The organism is Acinetobacter sp. UBA801, assembly GCA_002296655.1.
In the GTDB taxonomy this organism is placed as follows: domain Bacteria; phylum Pseudomonadota; class Gammaproteobacteria; order Pseudomonadales; family Moraxellaceae; genus Acinetobacter.
In genome coordinates, this window is record DBIN01000028.1 from 59,428 (window position 1) to 80,355 (window position 20,928).

At 40.2% G+C, this 20,928-nt stretch carries 15 protein-coding genes; 3 read left to right on the forward strand and 12 right to left on the reverse strand.

Annotated elements, in window-relative coordinates; all coding sequences use genetic code 11:
• Positions 1 to 96: 96 nt before the first annotated feature.
• Both B2W49_RS05470 and B2W49_RS05475 read right to left on the reverse strand, forming a co-directional pair.
• Complete coding sequence (locus tag B2W49_RS05470; RefSeq protein ID WP_291335280.1) at positions 97 to 1,629, reverse strand: pyridoxal phosphate-dependent decarboxylase family protein; 1,533 nt, start codon at positions 1,627 to 1,629, stop codon at positions 97 to 99.
• 4 nt (positions 1,630 to 1,633) lie between these two features.
• Positions 1,634 to 3,007, reverse strand: a complete 1,374-nt coding sequence (locus B2W49_RS05475) for a diaminobutyrate--2-oxoglutarate transaminase (RefSeq protein ID WP_291335282.1) — start codon at positions 3,005 to 3,007, stop codon at positions 1,634 to 1,636.
• A gap of 494 nt (positions 3,008 to 3,501) precedes the next feature.
• Between B2W49_RS05475 and B2W49_RS05480 the strand changes: the two genes are divergently transcribed.
• The gene (locus B2W49_RS05480; protein ID WP_291335284.1) at positions 3,502 to 4,206 is read left to right on the forward strand and encodes an SIMPL domain-containing protein; all 705 of its coding nucleotides are present in this window, start codon (positions 3,502 to 3,504) and stop codon (positions 4,204 to 4,206) included.
• Positions 4,207 to 4,270: 64 nt separating this feature from the next.
• Here B2W49_RS05480 and B2W49_RS05485 read toward each other — a convergent pair whose 3' ends face one another.
• The 9 genes from B2W49_RS05485 to uvrB form a co-directional block, all read right to left on the reverse strand.
• Positions 4,271 to 4,525 (reverse strand): AbrB/MazE/SpoVT family DNA-binding domain-containing protein, encoded by a 255-nt coding sequence (locus B2W49_RS05485; protein WP_179994609.1) that lies wholly within the window; start codon positions 4,523 to 4,525, stop codon positions 4,271 to 4,273.
• A gap of 111 nt (positions 4,526 to 4,636) precedes the next feature.
• Entirely contained in the window at positions 4,637 to 8,290 is a 3,654-nt protein-coding gene (locus B2W49_RS05490) for an N-6 DNA methylase (RefSeq protein ID WP_291335288.1), read from the reverse strand.
• A 346-nt stretch (positions 8,291 to 8,636) separates the two neighbouring features.
• Positions 8,637 to 9,770 (reverse strand): glutamate 5-kinase, encoded by a 1,134-nt coding sequence (gene proB / locus B2W49_RS05495; RefSeq protein ID WP_291335289.1) that lies wholly within the window; start codon positions 9,768 to 9,770, stop codon positions 8,637 to 8,639.
• Positions 9,771 to 9,797: 27 nt separating this feature from the next.
• Positions 9,798 to 11,012, reverse strand: coding sequence for an Obg family GTPase CgtA (cgtA, locus tag B2W49_RS05500; protein WP_291335291.1), 1,215 nt, complete (start codon positions 11,010 to 11,012; stop codon positions 9,798 to 9,800).
• A 939-nt stretch (positions 11,013 to 11,951) separates the two neighbouring features.
• Positions 11,952 to 12,314 (reverse strand): winged helix-turn-helix transcriptional regulator, encoded by a 363-nt coding sequence (locus tag B2W49_RS05505; protein WP_291335293.1) that lies wholly within the window; start codon positions 12,312 to 12,314, stop codon positions 11,952 to 11,954.
• 204 nt (positions 12,315 to 12,518) lie between these two features.
• Positions 12,519 to 13,976, reverse strand: coding sequence for a glyceraldehyde-3-phosphate dehydrogenase (locus B2W49_RS05510; protein ID WP_291335295.1), 1,458 nt, complete (start codon positions 13,974 to 13,976; stop codon positions 12,519 to 12,521).
• Positions 13,977 to 14,240: 264 nt separating this feature from the next.
• Positions 14,241 to 15,164 carry an EamA family transporter RarD gene (gene rarD, locus B2W49_RS05515; protein WP_291335297.1) on the reverse strand — a complete coding sequence of 308 codons (924 nt, stop codon included), beginning with the start codon at positions 15,162 to 15,164 and terminating at the stop codon, positions 14,241 to 14,243.
• Positions 15,165 to 15,340: 176 nt separating this feature from the next.
• Positions 15,341 to 15,940: a lipocalin family protein gene (locus B2W49_RS05520; RefSeq protein ID WP_291335299.1), complete on the reverse strand. Its 600-nt coding sequence runs from the start codon at positions 15,938 to 15,940 to the stop codon at positions 15,341 to 15,343.
• Positions 15,941 to 16,110: 170 nt separating this feature from the next.
• The gene (gene uvrB, locus B2W49_RS05525; protein WP_291335301.1) at positions 16,111 to 18,138 is read right to left on the reverse strand and encodes an excinuclease ABC subunit UvrB; all 2,028 of its coding nucleotides are present in this window, start codon (positions 18,136 to 18,138) and stop codon (positions 16,111 to 16,113) included.
• Between the two features lie 252 nt (positions 18,139 to 18,390).
• Between uvrB and B2W49_RS05530 the strand changes: the two genes are divergently transcribed.
• A complete protein-coding gene (locus tag B2W49_RS05530; protein ID WP_291335303.1) occupies positions 18,391 to 19,179 on the forward strand; it encodes an A1S_2505 family phage non-structural protein in 789 nt (262 codons plus the stop codon).
• A 98-nt stretch (positions 19,180 to 19,277) separates the two neighbouring features.
• On the opposite strand, the gene B2W49_RS05535 is transcribed toward B2W49_RS05530, so the two are convergent.
• Positions 19,278 to 19,457, reverse strand: coding sequence for a hypothetical protein (locus tag B2W49_RS05535; protein WP_236162212.1), 180 nt, complete (start codon positions 19,455 to 19,457; stop codon positions 19,278 to 19,280).
• Positions 19,458 to 19,675: 218 nt separating this feature from the next.
• Between B2W49_RS05535 and B2W49_RS05540 the strand changes: the two genes are divergently transcribed.
• Positions 19,676 to 20,911 (forward strand): pyridoxal phosphate-dependent aminotransferase, encoded by a 1,236-nt coding sequence (locus tag B2W49_RS05540; RefSeq protein ID WP_291335306.1) that lies wholly within the window; start codon positions 19,676 to 19,678, stop codon positions 20,909 to 20,911.
• Positions 20,912 to 20,928 lie beyond the last annotated feature (17 nt).

Genomic DNA, 20,928 nt, shown 5'->3' on the forward strand with positions numbered 1-20,928 from the left:
CCACACTTCACTGCAATATTTTTAATCAGGCACAAAAAAAAGCCACCGTAGTGACTTCTTTTATTGTGTTTCATCACAATCTGAATAATGAGAACATTAGTCGATTGGTGGTGTATAAGTACCCGCTACAATCGCATCTTTAATGCGATCTGCTTCTACCAATACCAAGCCCAATAAGTTTTTCACGTTGTCTAATGTTGCCACTGGGCTTAAAGTGGTCATCTTCAATGATTGAACATTACCGACTTTAGTAACACCAATATTGGCTTCACCACGTGCAAATAACTCATCTGCTACGTTTTGGTTCAAGCTATCCAAGAACTCTGCTGGATAACCTTCAGGTACAACACGGAACAATACTGATGCAAATTGTGGTTCAACCAACAATTCTAAACCAGCAGTCGCTTTAATATAATCAGCAACGTCACGTGTTAGCTTCACACCATGATCAATCATCGAACCGTAAAGCTCTTCACCCAAGGCTTCAATTGTCATCCAAAGTTTCAACGCATCAAAACGACGTGTTGTTTGTAATGACTTAGACACCAAGTTTGGTACGCCATGCTCTTCATCATAAGCAGAGTTCAAATATTCTGCTTCATAGTGCATGAAACGATAGTTCGCTTCATCTTTCAGTAAGAACGCACCGCACGAAATAGTTTGGAAATAATGCTTATGGAAATCCAGTGTCACAGAATCAGACAACTCAATACCATCAAGCATGTCGCGATGACTGTTAGAAAGAATTAATGCACCACCCCAAGCTGCGTCGATGTGCATCCACGCGCCATATTGATTGGTGATGTCACGAATCTTTTTAAGTGGATCAATCGCGCCTGCATCGGTTGTACCCGCAGTCGCAACCACACACGCAACGATCTTACCTTCAGCTTTTAAATGCGCCATGGTTTGCTCAAGTGCAACCACGTCCATTTGTGCATTTTCATTGACAGGTACAGTCACAACTGACTGGAAGCCCATACCCATCATCGCCATGTTCTTTTGCACAGAGAAGTGTGCATTTTCAGAACAAATGACTTTCACATTACGCATTGCATCGCTTGGAATACCATCGCGCTGAACAGACCACGGATTACCGTTTTCATCTTTCCAGTTCTTTGCAATACACGCATCACGCGCCAACAACACACCCATCAAGTTAGACTGTGTACCACCTGAAGTGAACACACCTGCCTGACCTGCGCCATAGCCAACTTTTTGACGTAACCAGTCAATCAGTTGTACTTCCATCAATGAACCTGCAGGGCTTTGATCCCAAGAGTCCATAGATTGGTTGGTTGCGTTAATGAGCACTTCTGCAATTTGACTTGCCACCATAGTTGGGCAATGCAAATGTGCCAAAGAATGTGGATGATGAACTTTTAAACTTTTGTTTAAGAAAAGCTCAACCATGCGTTCCAATGACTTTTGTACACCTAAACCCTGTTTAGACGGCTGGAAAGCAATCGCTTCACGCAATTCTTTAATGCTGCCGCCTGTGTACATTTTGTCATTTTGCAACCATGCCGCGACTGCTTGAGTCGCTTGTTCCATTGCTGCACTGTAGTCAGCAATGGATTGAGCATCATTGCAGAGTAACGCTTTACGATGTTCTGCAAAATCTACCATAAACTTATGCGCCTCGAACTGCGACTAACGCTTCAGCAACTGCTTTCTTGAAGCGAGCGATGACTTCTACACACTCTTCTTGAGTAATGATGAGTGGACAAAGTAAACGGATTACCGTACCACCACGACCACCTTTCTCAAGCAACAATTTGTTGTCAAAACATGCAGCCTGAACAGCAGCAGCCAATTGAGAATCTGCTGGATAAGCACCTAAACGGTCTTTTTCTTGGCGTTCATCTACAATTTCGATACCAATCATTAAACCGCGGCCACGTACATTACCAATACATGGGAATTCAACCGCTAATTTTTTCAATTCAGCTTGTAAGAACTCACCACGCTCTTGCGCGTTTTGTGCAAGGTTTTGTTCTTTAATGGTTTTAAGTACTACAAGACCTGTACCCATTGCCAATTGGTTACCACGGAAAGTACCCGTGTGACCTGCTGGCTGCCATGCGTCAAACTTACGTTTAATGGCAAGTACCGCCAATGGCAAACCACCACCAACAGCTTTAGACATGACAACAACGTCTGGCTCAATACCTGCATGTTCAAATGCAAACATTTTGCCTGAACGTGCAAAGCCCGCTTGAACTTCGTCTAAAATTAAAACGATGTTGTGCTTTTCAGTCACTTCGCGGATTTTTTTCAACCATTTAATTGGTGCAGTTACTACACCGCCTTCACCTTGAATTGCTTCAAGAATCACTGCTGCAGGCTTAGTTACACCGCTTTCTACATCTTCAATGAAGTTTTCAAAATAATACGTTAAAGCATCTACACCCGCTTCACCGCCAATACCAAGTGGGCAGCGGTATTCATGCGGATATGGCATAAATTGAACACCAGGCATTAAACCATTGACTGCGTTTTTTGCAGACAAATTACCTGTCATGGCCAATGAGCCATGTGTCATGCCGTGATAGCCACCTGAAAAGCTGATGACTGAGCTACGACCTGTATAGGTTTTTGCAAGTTTGATAGCCGCTTCTGTGCCATCTGCACCTGTCGGACCACAGAACTGCAAGCAGTATTCTTCTTGACCACCAGGCATGTATGAAAGTAACGCTTCAGTAAAAGCATCTTTCAAAGGTGTCGTTAAATCCAGGGTGTGTAATGGCAAACCACTTGCTAAAGTGTCTTGGATGCTTTGAACCACCGCAGGATGATTATGGCCCAATGCCAAGGTTCCTGCCCCAGCCAAACAATCTAGGTACTCAGTACCTTCAACATCGGTAACCCAACAACCTAGTGCTTTCGCTATCGCTAACGGTAATTTACGAGGATAACTACGCACATTCGATTCCATCTGACTTTGGCGAGTCAAGTAGTATTCGTTTGTGGAATGGTTGGCAGGGTTTACAGAAGTAACGCTCATATCGAATTACCATCTCTGATATGGGTTGAAAGAAATAAGTCTGGTGACTTGCGGTCCTTTGACTCGGTGCTTTTTTGATCTAGCGAGATAGAGTTTTGTTCTTCAAGACTAGGATGCGGGATAATACCTAATTTTTCTAGAAAATAAACAGGTTTAACCCAAATATTGCCTAATTTCATCGAAAAAACATATCTTGCAGATGATTGGATTGAATTATCATCTTATATTGTGACAAAGGAAAGAAAATATAACTCTTTCCACTTCCTTTATACTTTTTTTTCTACAATCTCTCAAGTCATGCAGCATTTATTTTCAAAATAGTATAGATCATTATTTTTATTGAATTTTATAAAGCAGCATTTACAGCAATTTTATAGCGAAATTTTACAAAGCCACCACAAATTCAGCTAAGAATCCTCACAAAGCAAAGTTACTATTTAAATCAATTCAAACGCTTTTCATAAATCCTGATCCCCTGAATAATAGGTCAAAATATGCGCTTACTTTCTCTCGCTGCTACCCTGTTGGCTGTTGGTGCTGCAAGCACTGCTTTTGCCCAACAAAATGAATCTTTAAATTATAATATCGTCAATGTTCAAGCCGAAGCTACGCGCGAAGTTTCAAATGATCAAATGCATGCTGTGTTATATATTGAAAAAAGTCACAAACAGCCTGCCGAACTTGCATCACAAATTAACCAGTTAATGAGCCAAGCCATTGCAACTGCACGTAAATATCCACAAGTGAAGGTAGAAACAGGTTCACAAACCACCTATCCAATTTACGACAATGACAGTCGTAGGCTAAAAGAATGGCGCGGTCGTGCAGAAGTACGTGTGCAAAGCACCGATTTTAAAGCAGCAAGCCAATTGGTGAGTGAGCTACAACAAAACTTCCAAACCCAATCTATTAATTTTAGCGTGTCGGATGCACAACGTAAAAAGGTTGAAAATGAGTTGATGGTCGAAGCATCTAAAAGCTTCCAGCAACGTGCGCAAATGCTCAGTCAGGCTTGGAATAAATCGGGCTATAACTTAGTGAATTTAAATCTGAATACTAATTCTTATTTCCCGCAGCCTGTTATGCTCGAGAGTAAGGCTAAATTTGCTGTCGCTGAATCAGCTGTAGCTGATCAAGATATGTCAGCAGGTGAATCTAAAATTACCGTCAATGCAAATGGAACGATTCAGTTTAAATAAACTTGAAATAAACTATTTTGAGGGGCGCTACTCAGACCAATGAGTCGCTCCGATCAATAAGTGCTTATTCACACCACTCTTTGCCAATAGGCTTTGCAATTAAGTCGCTATGTGCGCTGTCAGCATCAATCTTGGCAAGTAATTCAGCCTCACTGAATGGAAGTTTAGATTGCTTCTGAATCATGAGCTTGATCATCATATTTCCATTTTGTTCTACGATCTCTACAGGTGTATCTACCCTAAGATTAAATTGTTGCATGACAGATGCTGGAATAATGATGCCTAAGCTATTCTCGATTTTTCGTAATTGTAATTGCATGATATTTCCCTCAACAAAGTGATAACAATATGCGCATTTGCTATTTGGTGAGTGTGTTGAACATATTAAAGTCCCGCAAGTTGCTGTACGCTGCGGGACTTTTTTTATTACTTACAAATACTTTTGCAAAATCGCTTGTTTTTGCTGAGGTGCTGCATCAATCACTTGTTGCGCTTGTGCAATTTGCATTTCTAATGCTTCAATTTGCTCAACAATTTTTTCTTGTTCGGCTAAAGGTGGTAAAGGGATTCGATAATCTAGAATTTGATTTTTATCTCCTCTTGGCATTTTTACACCTTTTTTACCGAGCATCGAATACTCAAAAAATTGATCTTGCTTCAAATTGTAAAAGAAATATTTTTCACGGATGTTTTCAGATTGTCTTTTAAGAACTAAAACATCATTTGAAGCACCACCAACTATATCAGCTAACCAAATTTTCTTTAGGTAAGGTCTGATATTTGAGAGTAAAACATCACCAATACCGTATTGTGTTACTGTTCCAGAATTGGGCACAAACTCTGAAGGTTTCTTTCCTTTGGTATTTGGTAATAAGTTATCGACTCCGACATATGTATCAGCATTTAATAAATCAGCCTGAATTCTCATCTTCGAATAACTATAGAGTGAACCTATTTTAATACGATCACCGCTAACATTTTGAATAATTGATGAAATATTATTCTCAAGCTGTGCAATTAATGATTGAGCTTGTTCCCTCTGGTTATCTATCGCTTCGCATTCTTCAACAATTTTTTGTTGAATGTCTAAAGGTGGAAGTGGGATTTTAAAGTTTGAAATATCAGTTTCATTAATACTTGGATATTGCCCTTTCCCCATCACTGCAACCATTTGATCAATCATAAAATTCTGAAATAAACACACATATAAATACTGAGCTAAAATATTTGATTTAGCTGTTAATACAGCAAACCCTGTAGAAGCTAAAACATTTTGATTAGGTAAATTTTTTAGGAATGCAAACGCTTTTAAATTGGGACGAACTGTCGCCAATAAAATATCATTTTTTTGAACAACTCTTCTGGCTCTACTTGGTGCTTCATTTGGTGATAATATATTTTCTAAATTAACTCTACCTGTACCACTTTCGACTGATGAAATATCAATATAGATAAATCTTTCTTCTCCAAATTCTTTTTCCGGATTTTTAGTTACTTTATTAATTTCAACAACATCGGGCAACTTCACCAAATCCCACTTAGTTTCAATCTCAACTTTACTTTGTGCCGATAAATTAAACGCCTTATTAAACTCTTTACGGCTAAAATCCAGCACATCATGCAAATACACTTGCGACACAAACGGCGTTAAATGCTCAGGAATATTCACCTGCTCGCCATTAAAATTCTGCCGAATCACATAACTAATTTTTTCACTATTCTCACGGTTTTTTGGGTCAAATAATGGCGTATTAATGTCAAATACCGTATCACCCCCCAAATAACTTAAACCTTCATTACCTTTGGCACTGCTCCACTCATAACCTAAAAACTTTTTCTGTTCTTTGTTATCGCTTGGGCTTTTTACTACTAGCAATGGGCGAGCTTTGTTATCTACCTCTGCGTTATATTGGGTGAGCATAAAGTAATACAGCTTGTCTTTTTCAATGTTGGTTAAATAATTAAGTAAACGCTTATCTAACTCAGCTTGTTGGTCAGCTTCAGTTTTGGCTTTAAATTGCTTTTGTTTCTTTAAATTCACAATTTCAGCCTGTTTATTAAAATCGGTTTGGTAATCCTTAAAGATGTCTATCGCCAATAAGTCTGCATTAAGCTTGCCTTTTAACAGTGTTTCATACAGTGCAAAGTCAATTTTTGTATGCTGACAATATTTTTCCACCACTTTGGTATCCAAATATGCACCGCCGCCACTTGATTTTTCATTTTCCCAATCAGCAAAGAAATTATTGACCCGATTTTTAAATTGTACGGCTTGTTCAGGACGCTGTGCTTTACGGCGTAAGAACAACACCACAGTATTTGTACCTGTTTTACCAAAGGTTTGGCTACCCAATTCAACAATACTTAAAAAATCAAAATGCTGTAATAATATTTCACGGGTGGCAATGTGAATACTGTCGCTATTGCTTAGAATCGAACTTGGCACAATCACGCCCATCACGCTATCAGGGGCAAGCAGTTGTTGCGCACGTTCTAAGAAGAAACACTGAATATTATTATTGCTAGGATTATTCACCAAATTAAATAATTTAAATTTTTCACGCTCCACCTCATCAATGGTTTGTAAAAAGTCCTCGACAGCAAATGGAGGATTTGCCACCAATACATCAAAACTTTCAGGTTTAATATTTTCATGGGAGATTAAGGCATCAGCATCAATAATATTAACTTCATTACGCCCATACATAAACGATGCCACTTTAGATACTTTGGCTAAACGATCTTCTTTTTCAATGCCATAAGTTTGTGCATAGTAACTATTTGGTTCATCAATATCTTTAATTGGCTTAAGTAGTTTACTGACTTGCGAGCCATATTCATTAAGAAAGTGCCCTGAACCACACGCATAATCAATCACTTTTAACGGTTCAGAATGTTGTTGCAACATGCTTTCTAATGGCAATGCTGACACAATGAACTTACAAATAGGAATAGGTGTAAAGAACTGCCCTTCACTTTGTTTAATACCGTTATCTAAGAAATACTCAAACATATCCCCTAAGAATTGATTTTCTTCGGTCGAGGTTAGGCGTAAACCTTGCCACATTTGAATAATTTCAATCAAAATTTTGGCATTTTTCTCAAACTTTTCTTTGTTGGAAACTTTAATAAACTCAAAATCTAAGCCTTTATAAAATTTAAGTTGTTGAAAGAGTTCTTTAATTCGTTGCTCGGTGGCATTCGGTTTTTGTTTAATTGCCCAAAATGCACCATCAATATCATCTTGGCTGACATAAATAATGTCTTGCTGTAAAAATTGTTGCATACCAATTTTATACAGCTTTTGCAGGCGATCGACTAAATCGAAATAACTGTCATATGCCATGCCTTTCCAATAAAAATGCAAATCTTCAGGATTTTGGGTTTCATCCACAATTTTACATAAAAATAAATTCACCAACACTTCAAAGGCATTTTCACGGCGTGACACATTATGTTTGCGTAAAATAGTACGAAACTCGTGATACTTGCCTTTAATGTTCATACTATTAATTGGCTGAGTATCAATCGCTAGCGTGTATTTATCTTTACCAATTTGATACGCCTGAATATTATCTTCAAAAATCCCTTTTTCAGTCGCTTCAAGTTGGTAGGTGTCTTTCCATACCTTAAAACGCTCTTTGACGTTTTTGGCATTGCTGTAATTTAAGGCGTCAGGCAAATCTTTTAAAATAATCGGGTTATCTTTAACTGAAATAATACGTTGTTGATCGTCAATTTTTTGGTCTGTTTCATTCCATTGCGATGCATATAAGCACACGAATTCAACTGATTTTTCTTGCTCGACATAACTAAAAAGCTGTCCACCATCTTCAAGCGTCTCTTTCCAAGCTTTATTAAATTCACGATCAAAGGTTTTACATTCAATAATTAGAAAGGGTTGATTTTGATGGTTTTTCACCAAAATATCCGCACGTCCGCCACTTGCACCATGCCCTAGTTTCCATTTTGGCTCTAACTCTATGTGCTCAGGTTTATAGCCTTTTTCGAGTAAACGGTGTACACATTCAAACACCACAAAATTTTCGTTACTGGAAAAATTACAAGTCTGTCTTTCATTCACTTTTAAACCATAAGCTTCCGGATAGATTATTTGCTTTTTTTCAAAATCGATTGAAAGGCTATGATCTCCGGAAGTAAATTCTTTGGTAAATACGCTTTGATGTTGTGTGAAATTCAAAAATAATAATAAATCTTTTAAGCTATCTAGGTTCATGTAAGACCACCAAATTGAAACATACGTTACAAGTCGGGTAAAAATGACACCCAAAAACTTGTTTTTGATATCTAAATATATTTAACAGTAAAAAGCCTACTTATCTTGAGTAGGCTTTTTACCAAGTAGCTAAAAAAGTAGTTAAAAAATCAAATGAATTATTTTATTCATTTAATTTCAATATATTACAACATTAATAAATCGCCATATGATTACGGTGAATCATCTCTAATGAACGTGCCTCACCTAACAGCTGATGCACTTTGTCAGAAGCCAAGCCTTTGACCAAATCTGCAGAACGCGAACTAAAATTAACACGTCCCACAGCGACACGATGACCTTGTGTATCTACACATTCCACCACATCACCACGTTCAAAATGCCCTTCTACAGCTTTGACACCCACAGGCAATAAACTACGGTGGTTTTCTTTAATGGCTTTGACTGCACCATCATCAATCACCAAACGCCCTGCTGTTTGTAAATGTGCAGCCAACCACTGTTGATGCGCCGCAATACGGTCATTGTCGGTGATGAATAGCGTACCCAACATTTCACCCGCCATTAAACGCGCCAACACGTTATCACTTTCACCACTGGCAATTAAAGTTGGACAGCCCGATTTAGCCGCTAAACGTGCCGCACGAACTTTAGTCAGCATACCGCCACGCCCAAACTTGCCGCCACCACCTGCCATATCGAACAAGCTTTCATCCAAAGCACGTACGGTATGGAATAGTTTTGCATTTGGGTTAGAACGTGGGTCAGAGTCAAACATGCCTTGCTGATCGGTCAAAATGATTAACAAATCGGCATGTACCTGCCCTGCGACCATTGCAGCTAGAGTGTCGTTATCGCCAAAACGAATTTCATCGGTAGAAACCGTGTCATTTTCATTGATAACTGGAATCACGCGCCATTCAATCAGGTTTTGCAAGGCATCGCATGAGTTTAAATAACGACGACGATCTGCCAGATCATCATGCGTTAAAAGTACTTGTGCCGTTTGAATTTGGTGCTTTTCCAGCACACTTGACCACGTCTGAATCAGGCCCATTTGACCAATAGCAGCGCATGCCTGAAGACTGGGTAGATCGGTGGGTCGATGCTCAAGTTTCATTCGCACCATACCTTCAGCCACAGCACCCGATGACACCAAGATAATTTCGTGTCCAGCATTGTGTAGATCTGCAATTTGTCTCGCCCAATGCGAGATTGCATCTAAATCTAAACCTTGCCCATTGGCTGTGAGTAAAGATGATCCGATTTTAACAACGATTCGTTTACAACCCTTGAGCTGACGTTGCCCATCTACCACTTCTATCATCTTGTCCTCAGTCACTTTTTGTAGCGCTTAGCGTACGTAATACACTTCTACTTCGCCATCTTCACCATCATCGTCTTCGTCGTCATCACCCAATATACCTGCAAGACGTTGCTGACGTCGCATCTCACGATACGTTTCTTTCGCGGCAATGGTTTGTTCACGTGTTTCAGCTTCCAGCTGATCACGGAATGCTTTCATTTCTGCTGCGTACTCAGGATCTTCAACTTCGCGTTCACGTTGTTGCTCAATTTGATCCATCAAGTAATACACGACTTGCTGTGTTCCTTCAGACATTAAACCTGAAGTTTTGAACACAGGACCATCCCACTGCAATTCTTCAAGAATGTGTTTACACCATTCTTCACGTGAATCTTCAGGGATTTGATCAAGTTTATTCAACACCAATACGATTGGTAATTTCGCCAAAGTTGGAGAGAATTTTTCCAACTCTTGCAGAATCGCTTTGGCATTGTACGCAGGATCAGAACCATCAATAGGTTGAACATCCACAATATGCAGTAAAATACGAGTACGCGCCAAATGTTTCAGGAAGCGAATCCCCAAACCTGCGCCTTCTGCTGCACCTTCAATCAGTCCTGGAATATCTGCCATGACAAAAGAACGATGACGATCTGCATCCACCACGCCTAAATTTGGCACCATGGTAGTAAATGGATAGTCAGCAACTTTTGGTTTTGCCGCAGAAACGGCACGAATAAAGGTCGATTTACCCGCATTTGGCATGCCTAGCAAGCCTACATCGGCAAGGACTTTCAACTCCAGACGGATTTCACGGAACTCACCTTTGGCACCATGCGTGAATTTACGCGGTGTACGGTTAGTAGATGATTTAAAGTGAGTATTCCCTAAACCACCATCACCACCTTGAGCGACCAATACTTTCTGACCGCTTTCGACTAAATCTGCAATAATATCGCCAGAGTCTGTATCAACAATGGTTGTGCCCACTGGAACGGTCAAAACGACAGATTCACCACCACGACCTGCACAGTTTGCGCCTGAACCGTTTTTACCACGTTCAGCCCGAAATTTACGGGTATAACGATAATCTACAAGGGTGCTTGCGTTGTCGTCGGCTTGAATAAAAATGCTGCCGCCACGACCACCATCACCACCATCTGGTCCACCAAATGGTACAAATTTCTCTCGGCGAAAACTGGCTACGCCATTGCCACCGTCGCCAGCCTCTACGGTAATGACTGCTTCATCAACAAAGCGCATCTTGCCAATCCTCTAAAAACTTTAAAAGCCGTATATTCTGCCATATTTTAGAAAATTTCTCGAATTATATTTATGCAATCGTATACAGAACTACTTTTTATCACTGATTGTTCAAATCACTCATTGCTTTTAGCAATGAGAAGATCATTTTTTTCTTATGTGGGTTTTGTATCGACCTATTGATCTTGGGAAGCAGTCTATTTCAGCAGCGGCATTATGACCCTACTTTTTGCAGGCTTGTTATGGATAAAACTTCCATCTACGACTGGCAACACAGACTAGACTGTAGCAGGCATTTATCGTTCTTTAATTCAATTGGCTGTGACTCAGCCATATTTAATTCATAGCGTGCGCAGGTGCATTGGGTTTTGCCATTTTGTCCTTGGTTTTGCTTGCATGACTTTTGTTTTAGCCAATTCGTCTTATCATTTTTTGTGATTTTCAAATCGGGCTTTTTGGTGCATTGGGTGTGATTGGAATTTTCTCTTCAAGTGTGTCCGGTAAAACGGTGGGCAAAGGTCGTGAAAATTTTGTCACAATTTTATTTATTGGCTTGAGGTTGTTTGCGTGCATTCCTCTTTTTTTGCACAGCAGAATATTATGGCTTATGCTGTCGGTGTGTTGATGAGCATTTGGGTTTAACGGTTTTTCACGTGTTGAATCAAAACTTGGTATATTGAATTGATGCACCGCACTTTCGCGTATTAATGCGATATATGACCATTTGTTTTCAAGTGCAGCACTTTACTCATTGACGGCGGTCTTCGCATAATAACACGGGCGCTGAATGGATGGTGTTGCCAGTATTTTGGTGTTTACCATAGGAATTTTACTGATTGATCGTTATGATTTTTCACATCAACGTGCTATTTAATCACCCCAAATGTGCTTCGCATTAGTTACTTCTACAACGACTTCCCCCCAAAGATACACTATCTGTTAGCGGGAAGATTGCTGTGAAGTTTCAGGCAAATGCTGTTCTAAATACTCAATCAGTTGATTCACTCTTGCTGCAATTTGTGAGCCGTCAAAAGTGAGCTGATATTCCACTTTAGGCGGCACTGTCGGATAAACTGTGCGCAAAATTAACCCATCTTGCTCTAGGGTTTTAAGCGTTTGTGCCAACATTTTTTCACTCACTCCTTCAATGCGCTGTCTTAACTCACTAAAACGGTGTAAACCCTCGCTTAAACAATGTAACACCAACATTGACCATTTGTTGGCTAGATGCTCCAAACGAACCCGAGATGGACAATCTTTAGCAAGGACTTGTCCAAGTATGTGACTAGTGGCGTATTGCATAACGGTATCCTTCTGTTATTTCTATTGTTCAGGCTTTAAAAACTTGAAAGCAAAATAAAACTTACTTTTTAGCATAGACTTTATTTTAGTAAGTTTATAATAGCGTATTCGGTGAAAATTTCAACACTCACTCTTATATTCGATGATGAATTAAAGCGCATAAAAAAAGAGCCTCAAATGAGGCTCTTTTTTAACTTTCACAAATTATGCATTTGTTTCAGCAGGAACTTTAGGATAGCTTACGCCGCCCATTTGTTCAGCAATACGTAGTACTTGGCAGCTATAACCCACTTCGTTGTCATACCAAACGTAAGCAGTTAAACGGTTACCTGAAGTGATGGTTGCTTGCGCATCAAATACACCTGCAGTACGCGAACCAATGAAGTCACTTGAAACCACTTCAGTCGAGTTGGTATAACCAATTTGACCTTGAAGGTTAGAGTGAATAGAAATTTGACGAATATATTCGTTCACTTCTTCACGATCTACTTCTTTCTCAAGCGTTAAGTTCAAGATAGCAAGTGATACGTTTGGCGTTGGAACACGTACAGAGTTACCTGTTAATTTACCTTGTAATGCAGGCAATGCTTTCGCAACTGCTTTCGCTGCACCTGTTTCGGTAATAACCATGTTCAATGTTGCTGCACGACCACGACGATCAGCCTTGTGATAGTTATCAATCAAATTTTGGTCGTTAGTAAATGAGTGAACAGTTTCAACATGACCATTCACAACGGTGTACTTGTCATGCAACACTTTTAAAGTTGGTGTGATTGCATTCGTTGTACAGCTTGCTGCAGAAATGATTTTATCTTCATCTAGGATGTCAGCTTGGTTAACACCGTACACCACGTTTTTCATGTCACCTTTACCTGGTGCGGTTAAAATTACACGTGCAGCGCCTGGGCATTGAAGGTGTTGTGCAAGACCTTCTGCATCACGCCATTTACCTGTGTTATCAATCACCAATGCATTGTTGATGCCATAAGCCGTATAGTCTACTTCAGACGGGTTAGATGCATAAATCACTTTAATGAAGTTACCATTTGCGATAATTGCTTCATTTTCTTCATCTACAGAAATCGTGCCTGCAAATGGACCGTGAATAGAGTCACGGCGCAATAAAGACGCGCGTTTTTCTAAATCGCCATCAGATGATTTACGTACCACAATTGCTTTAAGGTTTAAGCCACGACCAAGACCAGATTGACCAATGATTAAACGCGCAAGGATACGACCAATACGACCAAAACCGTAAAGTACAACATCTTTGCTTTCTACAGTTGTTGGATTGCCCGCTAAAGATTTCACAGCGTCTGCAACAAATGCATTTACATCGCCGCCTTGTTCTTTATATTCAACAGCAAGTTTACCTAAGTCGATTTCTGCTGAACCGATGTTGTCTACTTTTGCCAAAGCTTCAAGCAATGGGAAAGTATGAACAACTGAAAGTTCTACATCCATCATACGAGTACGACGGTGTGCTTTCAAAATTTGAATCACAGAACGGTTAACTAAAGAACGACCAAATACTGAAACCATGATATTTTTTTCACGGTACAACTGACCGAGTAAAGCAATCATACGTTCCGCGATTTCTTCACGGTTTTTCCAGCGACCTTGGTGCTCTGCGTGTAGGGCGATGATAGTCTCTTTGCTCACAGATACGTCCTCTAATTAATTGTATATCTAGGCATGAATTTAAAAACCCGATAATTGTAATGGAATTGACGTCAAGATTGAATCAAAAAGCTGGTACTAACCCGACTATTTTTCTATATTCACTATAAATTCATAAAATAGTTGTGATTTTTGGGTGATTTTGTTTATTTCAACAAAAGTTCAATTTTTTGATTAAAAGTAAGATGATGCCAAACTCCACTAAGCTTTTGGAAATTTCAATGTCTCATCACAGCGACATGGCTTTTATGGTCCAGATGACTGTTGAATCTTGTGCTGTAAATCTTGCTGATTGATTTTTTGCTTTCTTAAATGCAAGCACCCTTCAACCACCAATAATGCAACCGCCAACCAAATTGGAATATAAGTCAGCCATTCCCCTGCTTCAACTCGTTCACCTAACAACATAGATGCAAAAGCCAACAGCACAGGTTCTAAATAGCTCAATAAACCAAAAATCACAAAAGGCAAATAGCGACTGGCCAAAATATAACTGCCAAGTCCCAATGCACTTAAAAAGCCCAGTCCAAGTACCGACCAAATTAAATATGGAAAAGCTGCGATGACATTTACACTGTCACTATAATAAAAGCCTAGATATACCGCGATAGGAATGACAAGCAGTAAATCCCACCAAAATCCACCCAAGTGATCGGTTTGAAATACACGACGTAAAAAGAAATATAAAGGATAGGCAAATGCCACATATAAGGTTTCCCATGCCACCGTGCCAATGCGCCAAATTTCATGACTGACACCTAGCACGGCTAAGGCAACTGCTGCCATCTGCCAAGTTGATAATTTTTCCTTATATAGCACACAGCCCAGCAGAACCATGACCAAAGGCAATAGGAAATAACCCAGTGAAACCTGCAAACCACGCCCGTTAATCGGTCCCCATAAAAACAGCCACAATTGCGTGGTACATAAAAACGAACTAAAAATCAGCCAAAGTATGAATTGAGGTTGTTGTTTGAGCCGCTGAAAAATCGCAGAAATATGTTTTAAATCTCCCGACCACCACATAAACAAGGTCAGGAATGGCAAAGTTGCCAACATACGCCACGCAAAAGTTTCTTCGCTGTCTAAAGGCTTGAGTAATTGGGTATAAAAATATAGCACCCCAAAAGTGACCGATGCTAAAACCGATAATGCAACGCCTTTATACATCCGACTCTCCTATATCAGTCGGCATTATATCCATATCTATGTTGTTTTAGAAATTGATCGAATGTTCAAAATTTAAAATGACAGGACATAAAAAAAACACGCAGCTTTTGCGTGGTCAATTGGTCTGCATGCGTTTATCTGCTTATATCTATAAATAGCTCTGGAGCTGTTGCAACTTAGTCTGACTTTTTATTTTGCGTATGTTTGGTATGAATTATATCACTTAAATCATAACCGAGTGATTTGGCATAGTTCAGATATTCAGTCACAACAGCCTGATCAGGATGCGGCGTACGTGAAAGTACCCATAAATATTTACGACGTGGCTCACCCACCAAGGCCGTTTGATAATCATCATCCAGCTTTAACACCCAATAATCACCCCGCCCTACAGGCAACCAACGAATGACTTCAGGTAAAAAGCTAACTTTGAGCTTGCTGTTAAAAGGCGCATTTTGTACAAAAGCTTCGCCAACAGCACGCATTTGTTTGCCATCTTTTGCAATACAACGATTATCCACATGCACATTGCCATTTTCATTTAAGGTATAGGCTGCGGTTACATTGGAAGCACATTTATTCTGAAAATAGAGAGGTTTTCTCGCCACTTCATACCAAACGCCCAAATACTTATCTAACTCAACTTTTTCTACCGTTTTCATCGGTTCATTGGTTTTGGAATATGCCATTGTTGCAGCACCCAAACCAATCAGTACCACACCACCAAGGGCAATTTTGGCAAGTCGCGCACCTGCAAACGGAAGTTTTTTAGCCATTTTCCCAACCTCTAAACTCTAATTTTTAGTCAATTTTGTTTATCTTGTTCAAAAATAACCGCAAGCATTTCAATTTACTGTATGGATATGTAATTTTTGCAACTCAAATTTTACATACACGTTTGGTTCAGATCGTTGCACATACAATGAGAATGCAACTCGCCCCCAATTTAGCCTGATTGCAACATTTGTGCTTTTAAACGCAAAATTTCATCACGTAAACGTGCCGCCTGTTCAAATTGCAGTTCTTTAGAGGCTTTTAGCATCTCTTTTTCAAGTTTGGCTATATGTTTGGCATATAGTTTAGGGTCAGTCAAAATGTGTTGTTCATCGTCACTAAAAGCACGGCTTTGCGCATTGATTTTTTCATCAATATGCTCATCATTCAGCACTTCACCTGTGTCAATCTCTTTAATCACCTGACGTACTGCACTGCGTGGGGTAATGCCGTGTAATTCATTAAATTCAATTTGTTTGGCACGACGACGTTCCGTTTCATCTATCGCCTTTTGCATTGAGTCAGTAATGCGATCTGCATATAAAATTGCTTTACCTTTCAAATTACGCGCCGCACGCCCAATGGTTTGAATCAACGAACGTTCCGAACGCAAAAAACCTTCTTTGTCAGCATCTAAAATGGCCACCAATGACACTTCCGGCATGTCTAAGCCTTCACGTAACAAGTTAATGCCGACCAACACATCATGCACGCCTGTACGCAATTCATGAATAATTTTAACGCGTTCTACGGTATCAATATCGGAGTGTAAATAAGCTACCTGAATGCCGTATTCTTTTAAATATGAGGTCAAATCTTCGGCCATGCGTTTGGTTAAAGTGGTGACCAACACCCGCTCATTCAATTCTTTACGCAGATTGATTTCAGACAGCACATCATCGACCTGCGTTAACACGGGGCGAATTTCAATTTCAGGGTCAATCAACCCAGTTGGACGCACCACTTGCTCTACAATTTGCTGCGATTTTTCCAATTCATATTTTGCAGGTGTGGCACTCACATAAATTGTGGATGGCACAATGCGCTCCCATTCTTCAAATTTCATCGGGCGGTTGTCTAACGCACTTGGCAAACGGAAACCATAATTCACCAAGTTTTCTTTACGTGAACGGTCACCTTTATACATCGCGCCAATTTGCGGGACAGTCACGTGCGATTCATCAATAATCAGCAAGGCATCATCAGGTACATAATCAAATAAAGTTGGCGGTGCTTCACCTGCAGGCCGTCCAGACAAATGTCGTGAATAGTTTTCGATCCCATTGGTATAGCCCAATTGCTGCATCATTTCTAAATCATAGCGGGTACGTTGTTCTATGCGCTGCGCTTCTAGTAATTTGTCATGTTCGCGAAAAAATACCAAACGCTCTTTCAGTTCTTCTTTAATGGTGCCAATCGCGCGTTCCAAATTATCTTTAGGCGTAACATAATGACTTTTAGGATAAATGGTCACACGTGGTACTTTACGTACCAATTTACCTGTGAGTGGATCAAACCAACGAATCGAATCAACTTCATCATCAAACAATTCTATGCGAATAGCATGCTGATCAGATTCGGCTGGGAAAACATCTAAAATTTCACCCCGAATACGGTAAGTACCGCGCAAAAATTCCAACTCATTGCGGCTATATTGCATTTCGACCAAACGACGGATTAAATCATCACGATTCACCCGATCGCCCTGCACCACATGCAGCAACATACTCATATAAGCATTAGGGTCGCCCAAACCGTAAATTGCAGATACCGATGCGACAATAATCGCATCACGACGTTCTAATAATGCACGAGTAGCCGAGAGTCGCATTTGATCAATATGATCATTAATGGCCGCATCTTTTTCAATAAAGGTATCTGAAGATGGCACATAGGCTTCAGGCTGGTAATAGTCATAATAACTGACAAAATATTCAACTGCGTTGTTCGGAAAGAACGCTTTAAACTCGCCATATAACTGCGCTGCCAGCGTTTTGTTATGTGCCATAACAATGGTCGGTCGCTGTGTTCTGGCAATTACATTGGCCATGGTATAAGTCTTGCCTGAACCTGTAACCCCAAGTAATAGCTGATCATGGTAGCCCTGTTCTATCCCTTGAACCAATTTTTCAATGGCTTGTGGTTGGTCACCTGCAGGTTGATAGTTGGTGACTAAATCGAAAGGTTGCTTATCACTCACAAATGCAGTTCTCAGGTTTAATGCGACCTGACATTTTAGCAGATTCGCTTACACTCAGGGCATTCAAATATGTAGCGGCGATGTTACGTTTCTGCAAAGCTATCGCTCAGTTTTAATTCTGTCATGCACGCTATTAGAACAAAGATGTTCTACGACTAAATTGAGCGTAGGGAAACTGCTTTAAGTCTTGACCCACTGGCTATTCAAAGGCAACATGAAATTTCAGGATGACAACCATAAAAGCACACACTCATGACTTACCAATATCACGACGAATCAATTATCAAAAGCCTCCCTGAAGATACTGTTTTCGTATTTGGCAGTAACATGGCAGGACAACATGCAGGTGGTGCAGCACGAACAGCCAAAGAATTTTTTGGTGCCGTTGAAGGCGTCGGGCGCGGTTGGGCAGGACAAAGTTTTGCCATTCCTACCATGAATGAACATTTACAACAAATGCCGCTTTCGCAAATTCAGCACTATGTGGATGACTTTAAAATCTATGCCAAAAACCATCCTAAAATGAAGTATTTTTTAACTTCAATTGGTTGTGGTATTGCAGGATATACCGTTGAAGAAATTGCCCCAATGTTTAAAGGCATCGCTCATAATGTGATTTTTCCTGCGTCGTTTCGCCCTTTTGTTGAAAAAGCACTGCCTAAACTGACGCAAAAACTACTACACACCATTTACCGTGATTCTGTGATTTTCACCCCTGCCACCGATGAATTAATTGAAGTCTTGGCTTTGAGTGAAAATGAAAAAGCTTTAGCCAAAATTATACTGAATACACAAATGTACCCAACCGACAGCAATGGTCGTGATCGGGTCTTTGAAATTCAGGATATTTTGCACAACTTAAATGGTAAGGTCTTTGAATTCCAGAGCAATTCTGAAGGACCTATGCTGTTTGGTGCCGTCATTTTAGCTTTATTGGAACTGTATAATATCAATGAGCAAGACTTTAGCGATGTTTGGCATGGTGTGCGTGTAATTGCACCACCGAAGCCTGCAAGCAAAGCCCGAAAGCATGCACGTTAATCTCCACGATTTTTTTTGGACGATTGGCATTTCATAAGGCGAAGCGTCACAGACAGTAATCTCCATCCATAAAAAATGCCACGAATTGTGGCATTTTTTTAGCGCTTACCCATCGAACGACGGGTGCCACGTGGTGGCATCCAAGTACGATCTGCATACTGTTCAGGTTTTGGACGAACCTGATTATGTGCAACATTGTCAGCACTTTGTTCTGCATTTGGCATTGGGAATGGGAGATTCACCAATGGTTTTTTTGAAGTAGGCTGCTGCTTACTCATGACCATCACTCTTATAAAATTTGGACTATTTTAAAGTTTTTTGCTGCCCGATGCGAGAAACTTCCACCTCACAGCAGTTTTAATCACGATTTCATAGGAAATTGGTCTAATTTGGTGATTTTTTATTATTTTGATGCAATTTTAAACGACGCAGACATCGAATTTAGGCTAAGATAATATGCTTTTTATTTTTTTATCCCTATAAGAAGGAATATGCCGTGGACGTACGTCTCTCTGATCGTGTCAATGCCATCAAACCGTCCCCAACACTTGCAGTCACCAATAAAGCCGCTGAACTTAAAGCTGCGGGTCATAACGTTATTGGTTTGGGTGCAGGTGAACCGGATTTCGATACACCACAACACATCAAAGATGCAGCTATTGCAGCAATTAATAACGGTTTTACAAAATATACTGCTGTTGACGGTACGCCTGGTCTTAAAAAAGCCATTATCGCAAAATTAAAACGTGACAATAATCTTGACTACCAAGCGAACCAAATTTTGGTGTCTTGCGGTGGTAAGCAATCATTCTTTAACTTGGCGTTGGCTTTATTAAACAAGGGTGATGAAGTGATTATCCCTGCACCGTTCTGGGTAAGCTATCCAGATATGGTGATTATTGCTGAAGGCGTGCCAGTTATTGTGGAATGTGGCGAAGAACAACGCTTCAAAATCACACCTGAACAATTAGAAGCTGCGATCACTGACAAAACACGTTTAGTGGTACTCAACAGCCCATCTAACCCTACTGGTATGATTTACACCAAAGCAGAATTAGAAGCTTTAGCTACAGTACTACGTAAATATCCTGAAGTATTTATTGCTTCTGACGATATGTATGAACCAATCCGTTGGGATGATGAGTTCTACAACATCGCGACTGTTGCACCAGACCTTTATGACCGCACAATCGTGTTAAACGGTGTGTCTAAAGCTTATGCAATGACTGGCTGGCGTATTGGCTATGCAGCGGGCCCTGCCAAACTAATTGGTGCGATGAAGAAAATTCAATCTCAATCGACTTCTAATCCAACTTCTATTTCACAAGTTGCTGCAGAAGCTGCATTAAACGGCCCTCAAGACGTACTTGAGCCAATGGTTGAAGCATTCAAACGCCGTCATGACTTAGTTGTAAACGGTTTGAATGACATCAAAGGTATTTCATGCTTACCTGCAGATGGCGCATTCTATGCGTATGCAAACATCAAACCATTGATTCGTGCCAAAGGCTTAAAATCTTGCACAGAATTCTCTGCTTGGTTATTGGAAGAAACTGGTGTTGCCGTTGTTCCTGGTGATGCGTTCGGTTTAGGCGGTTTCATGCGTATTTCTTATGCAACTGCAGACGAAGTGCTTGTAGATGCGTTGGCTCGTATCAAAAAAGCTGCAGAATCAATTGAAGGTGTCGATGAAGCGATTGCTTCAATCGAAGCTGAAAAAGCTGCAAAATAATCTAAATTTGTTTAGAT

Bases quoted from the DNA above. Each gene is read 5' to 3' on its own strand.
- B2W49_RS05470 (WP_291335280.1), bottom strand. From the start codon at position 1,629: ATGGTAGATTTTGCAGAACATCGTAAAGCGTTACTCTGCAATGATGCT.
- B2W49_RS05475 (WP_291335282.1), bottom strand. From the start codon at position 3,007: ATGAGCGTTACTTCTGTAAACCCTGCCAACCATTCCACAAACGAATAC.
- B2W49_RS05480 (WP_291335284.1), top strand. From the start codon at position 3,502: ATGCGCTTACTTTCTCTCGCTGCTACCCTGTTGGCTGTTGGTGCTGCA.
- B2W49_RS05485 (WP_179994609.1), bottom strand. From the start codon at position 4,525: ATGCAATTACAATTACGAAAAATCGAGAATAGCTTAGGCATCATTATT.
- proB (WP_291335289.1), bottom strand. From the start codon at position 9,770: ATGATAGAAGTGGTAGATGGGCAACGTCAGCTCAAGGGTTGTAAACGA.
- cgtA (WP_291335291.1), bottom strand. From the start codon at position 11,012: ATGCGCTTTGTTGATGAAGCAGTCATTACCGTAGAGGCTGGCGACGGT.
- B2W49_RS05505 (WP_291335293.1), bottom strand. From the start codon at position 12,314: ATGCAATACGCCACTAGTCACATACTTGGACAAGTCCTTGCTAAAGAT.
- rarD (WP_291335297.1), bottom strand. From the start codon at position 15,164: ATGTATAAAGGCGTTGCATTATCGGTTTTAGCATCGGTCACTTTTGGG.
- B2W49_RS05520 (WP_291335299.1), bottom strand. From the start codon at position 15,940: ATGGCTAAAAAACTTCCGTTTGCAGGTGCGCGACTTGCCAAAATTGCC.
- B2W49_RS05530 (WP_291335303.1), top strand. From the start codon at position 18,391: ATGACTTACCAATATCACGACGAATCAATTATCAAAAGCCTCCCTGAA.
- B2W49_RS05535 (WP_236162212.1), bottom strand. From the start codon at position 19,457: ATGAGTAAGCAGCAGCCTACTTCAAAAAAACCATTGGTGAATCTCCCA.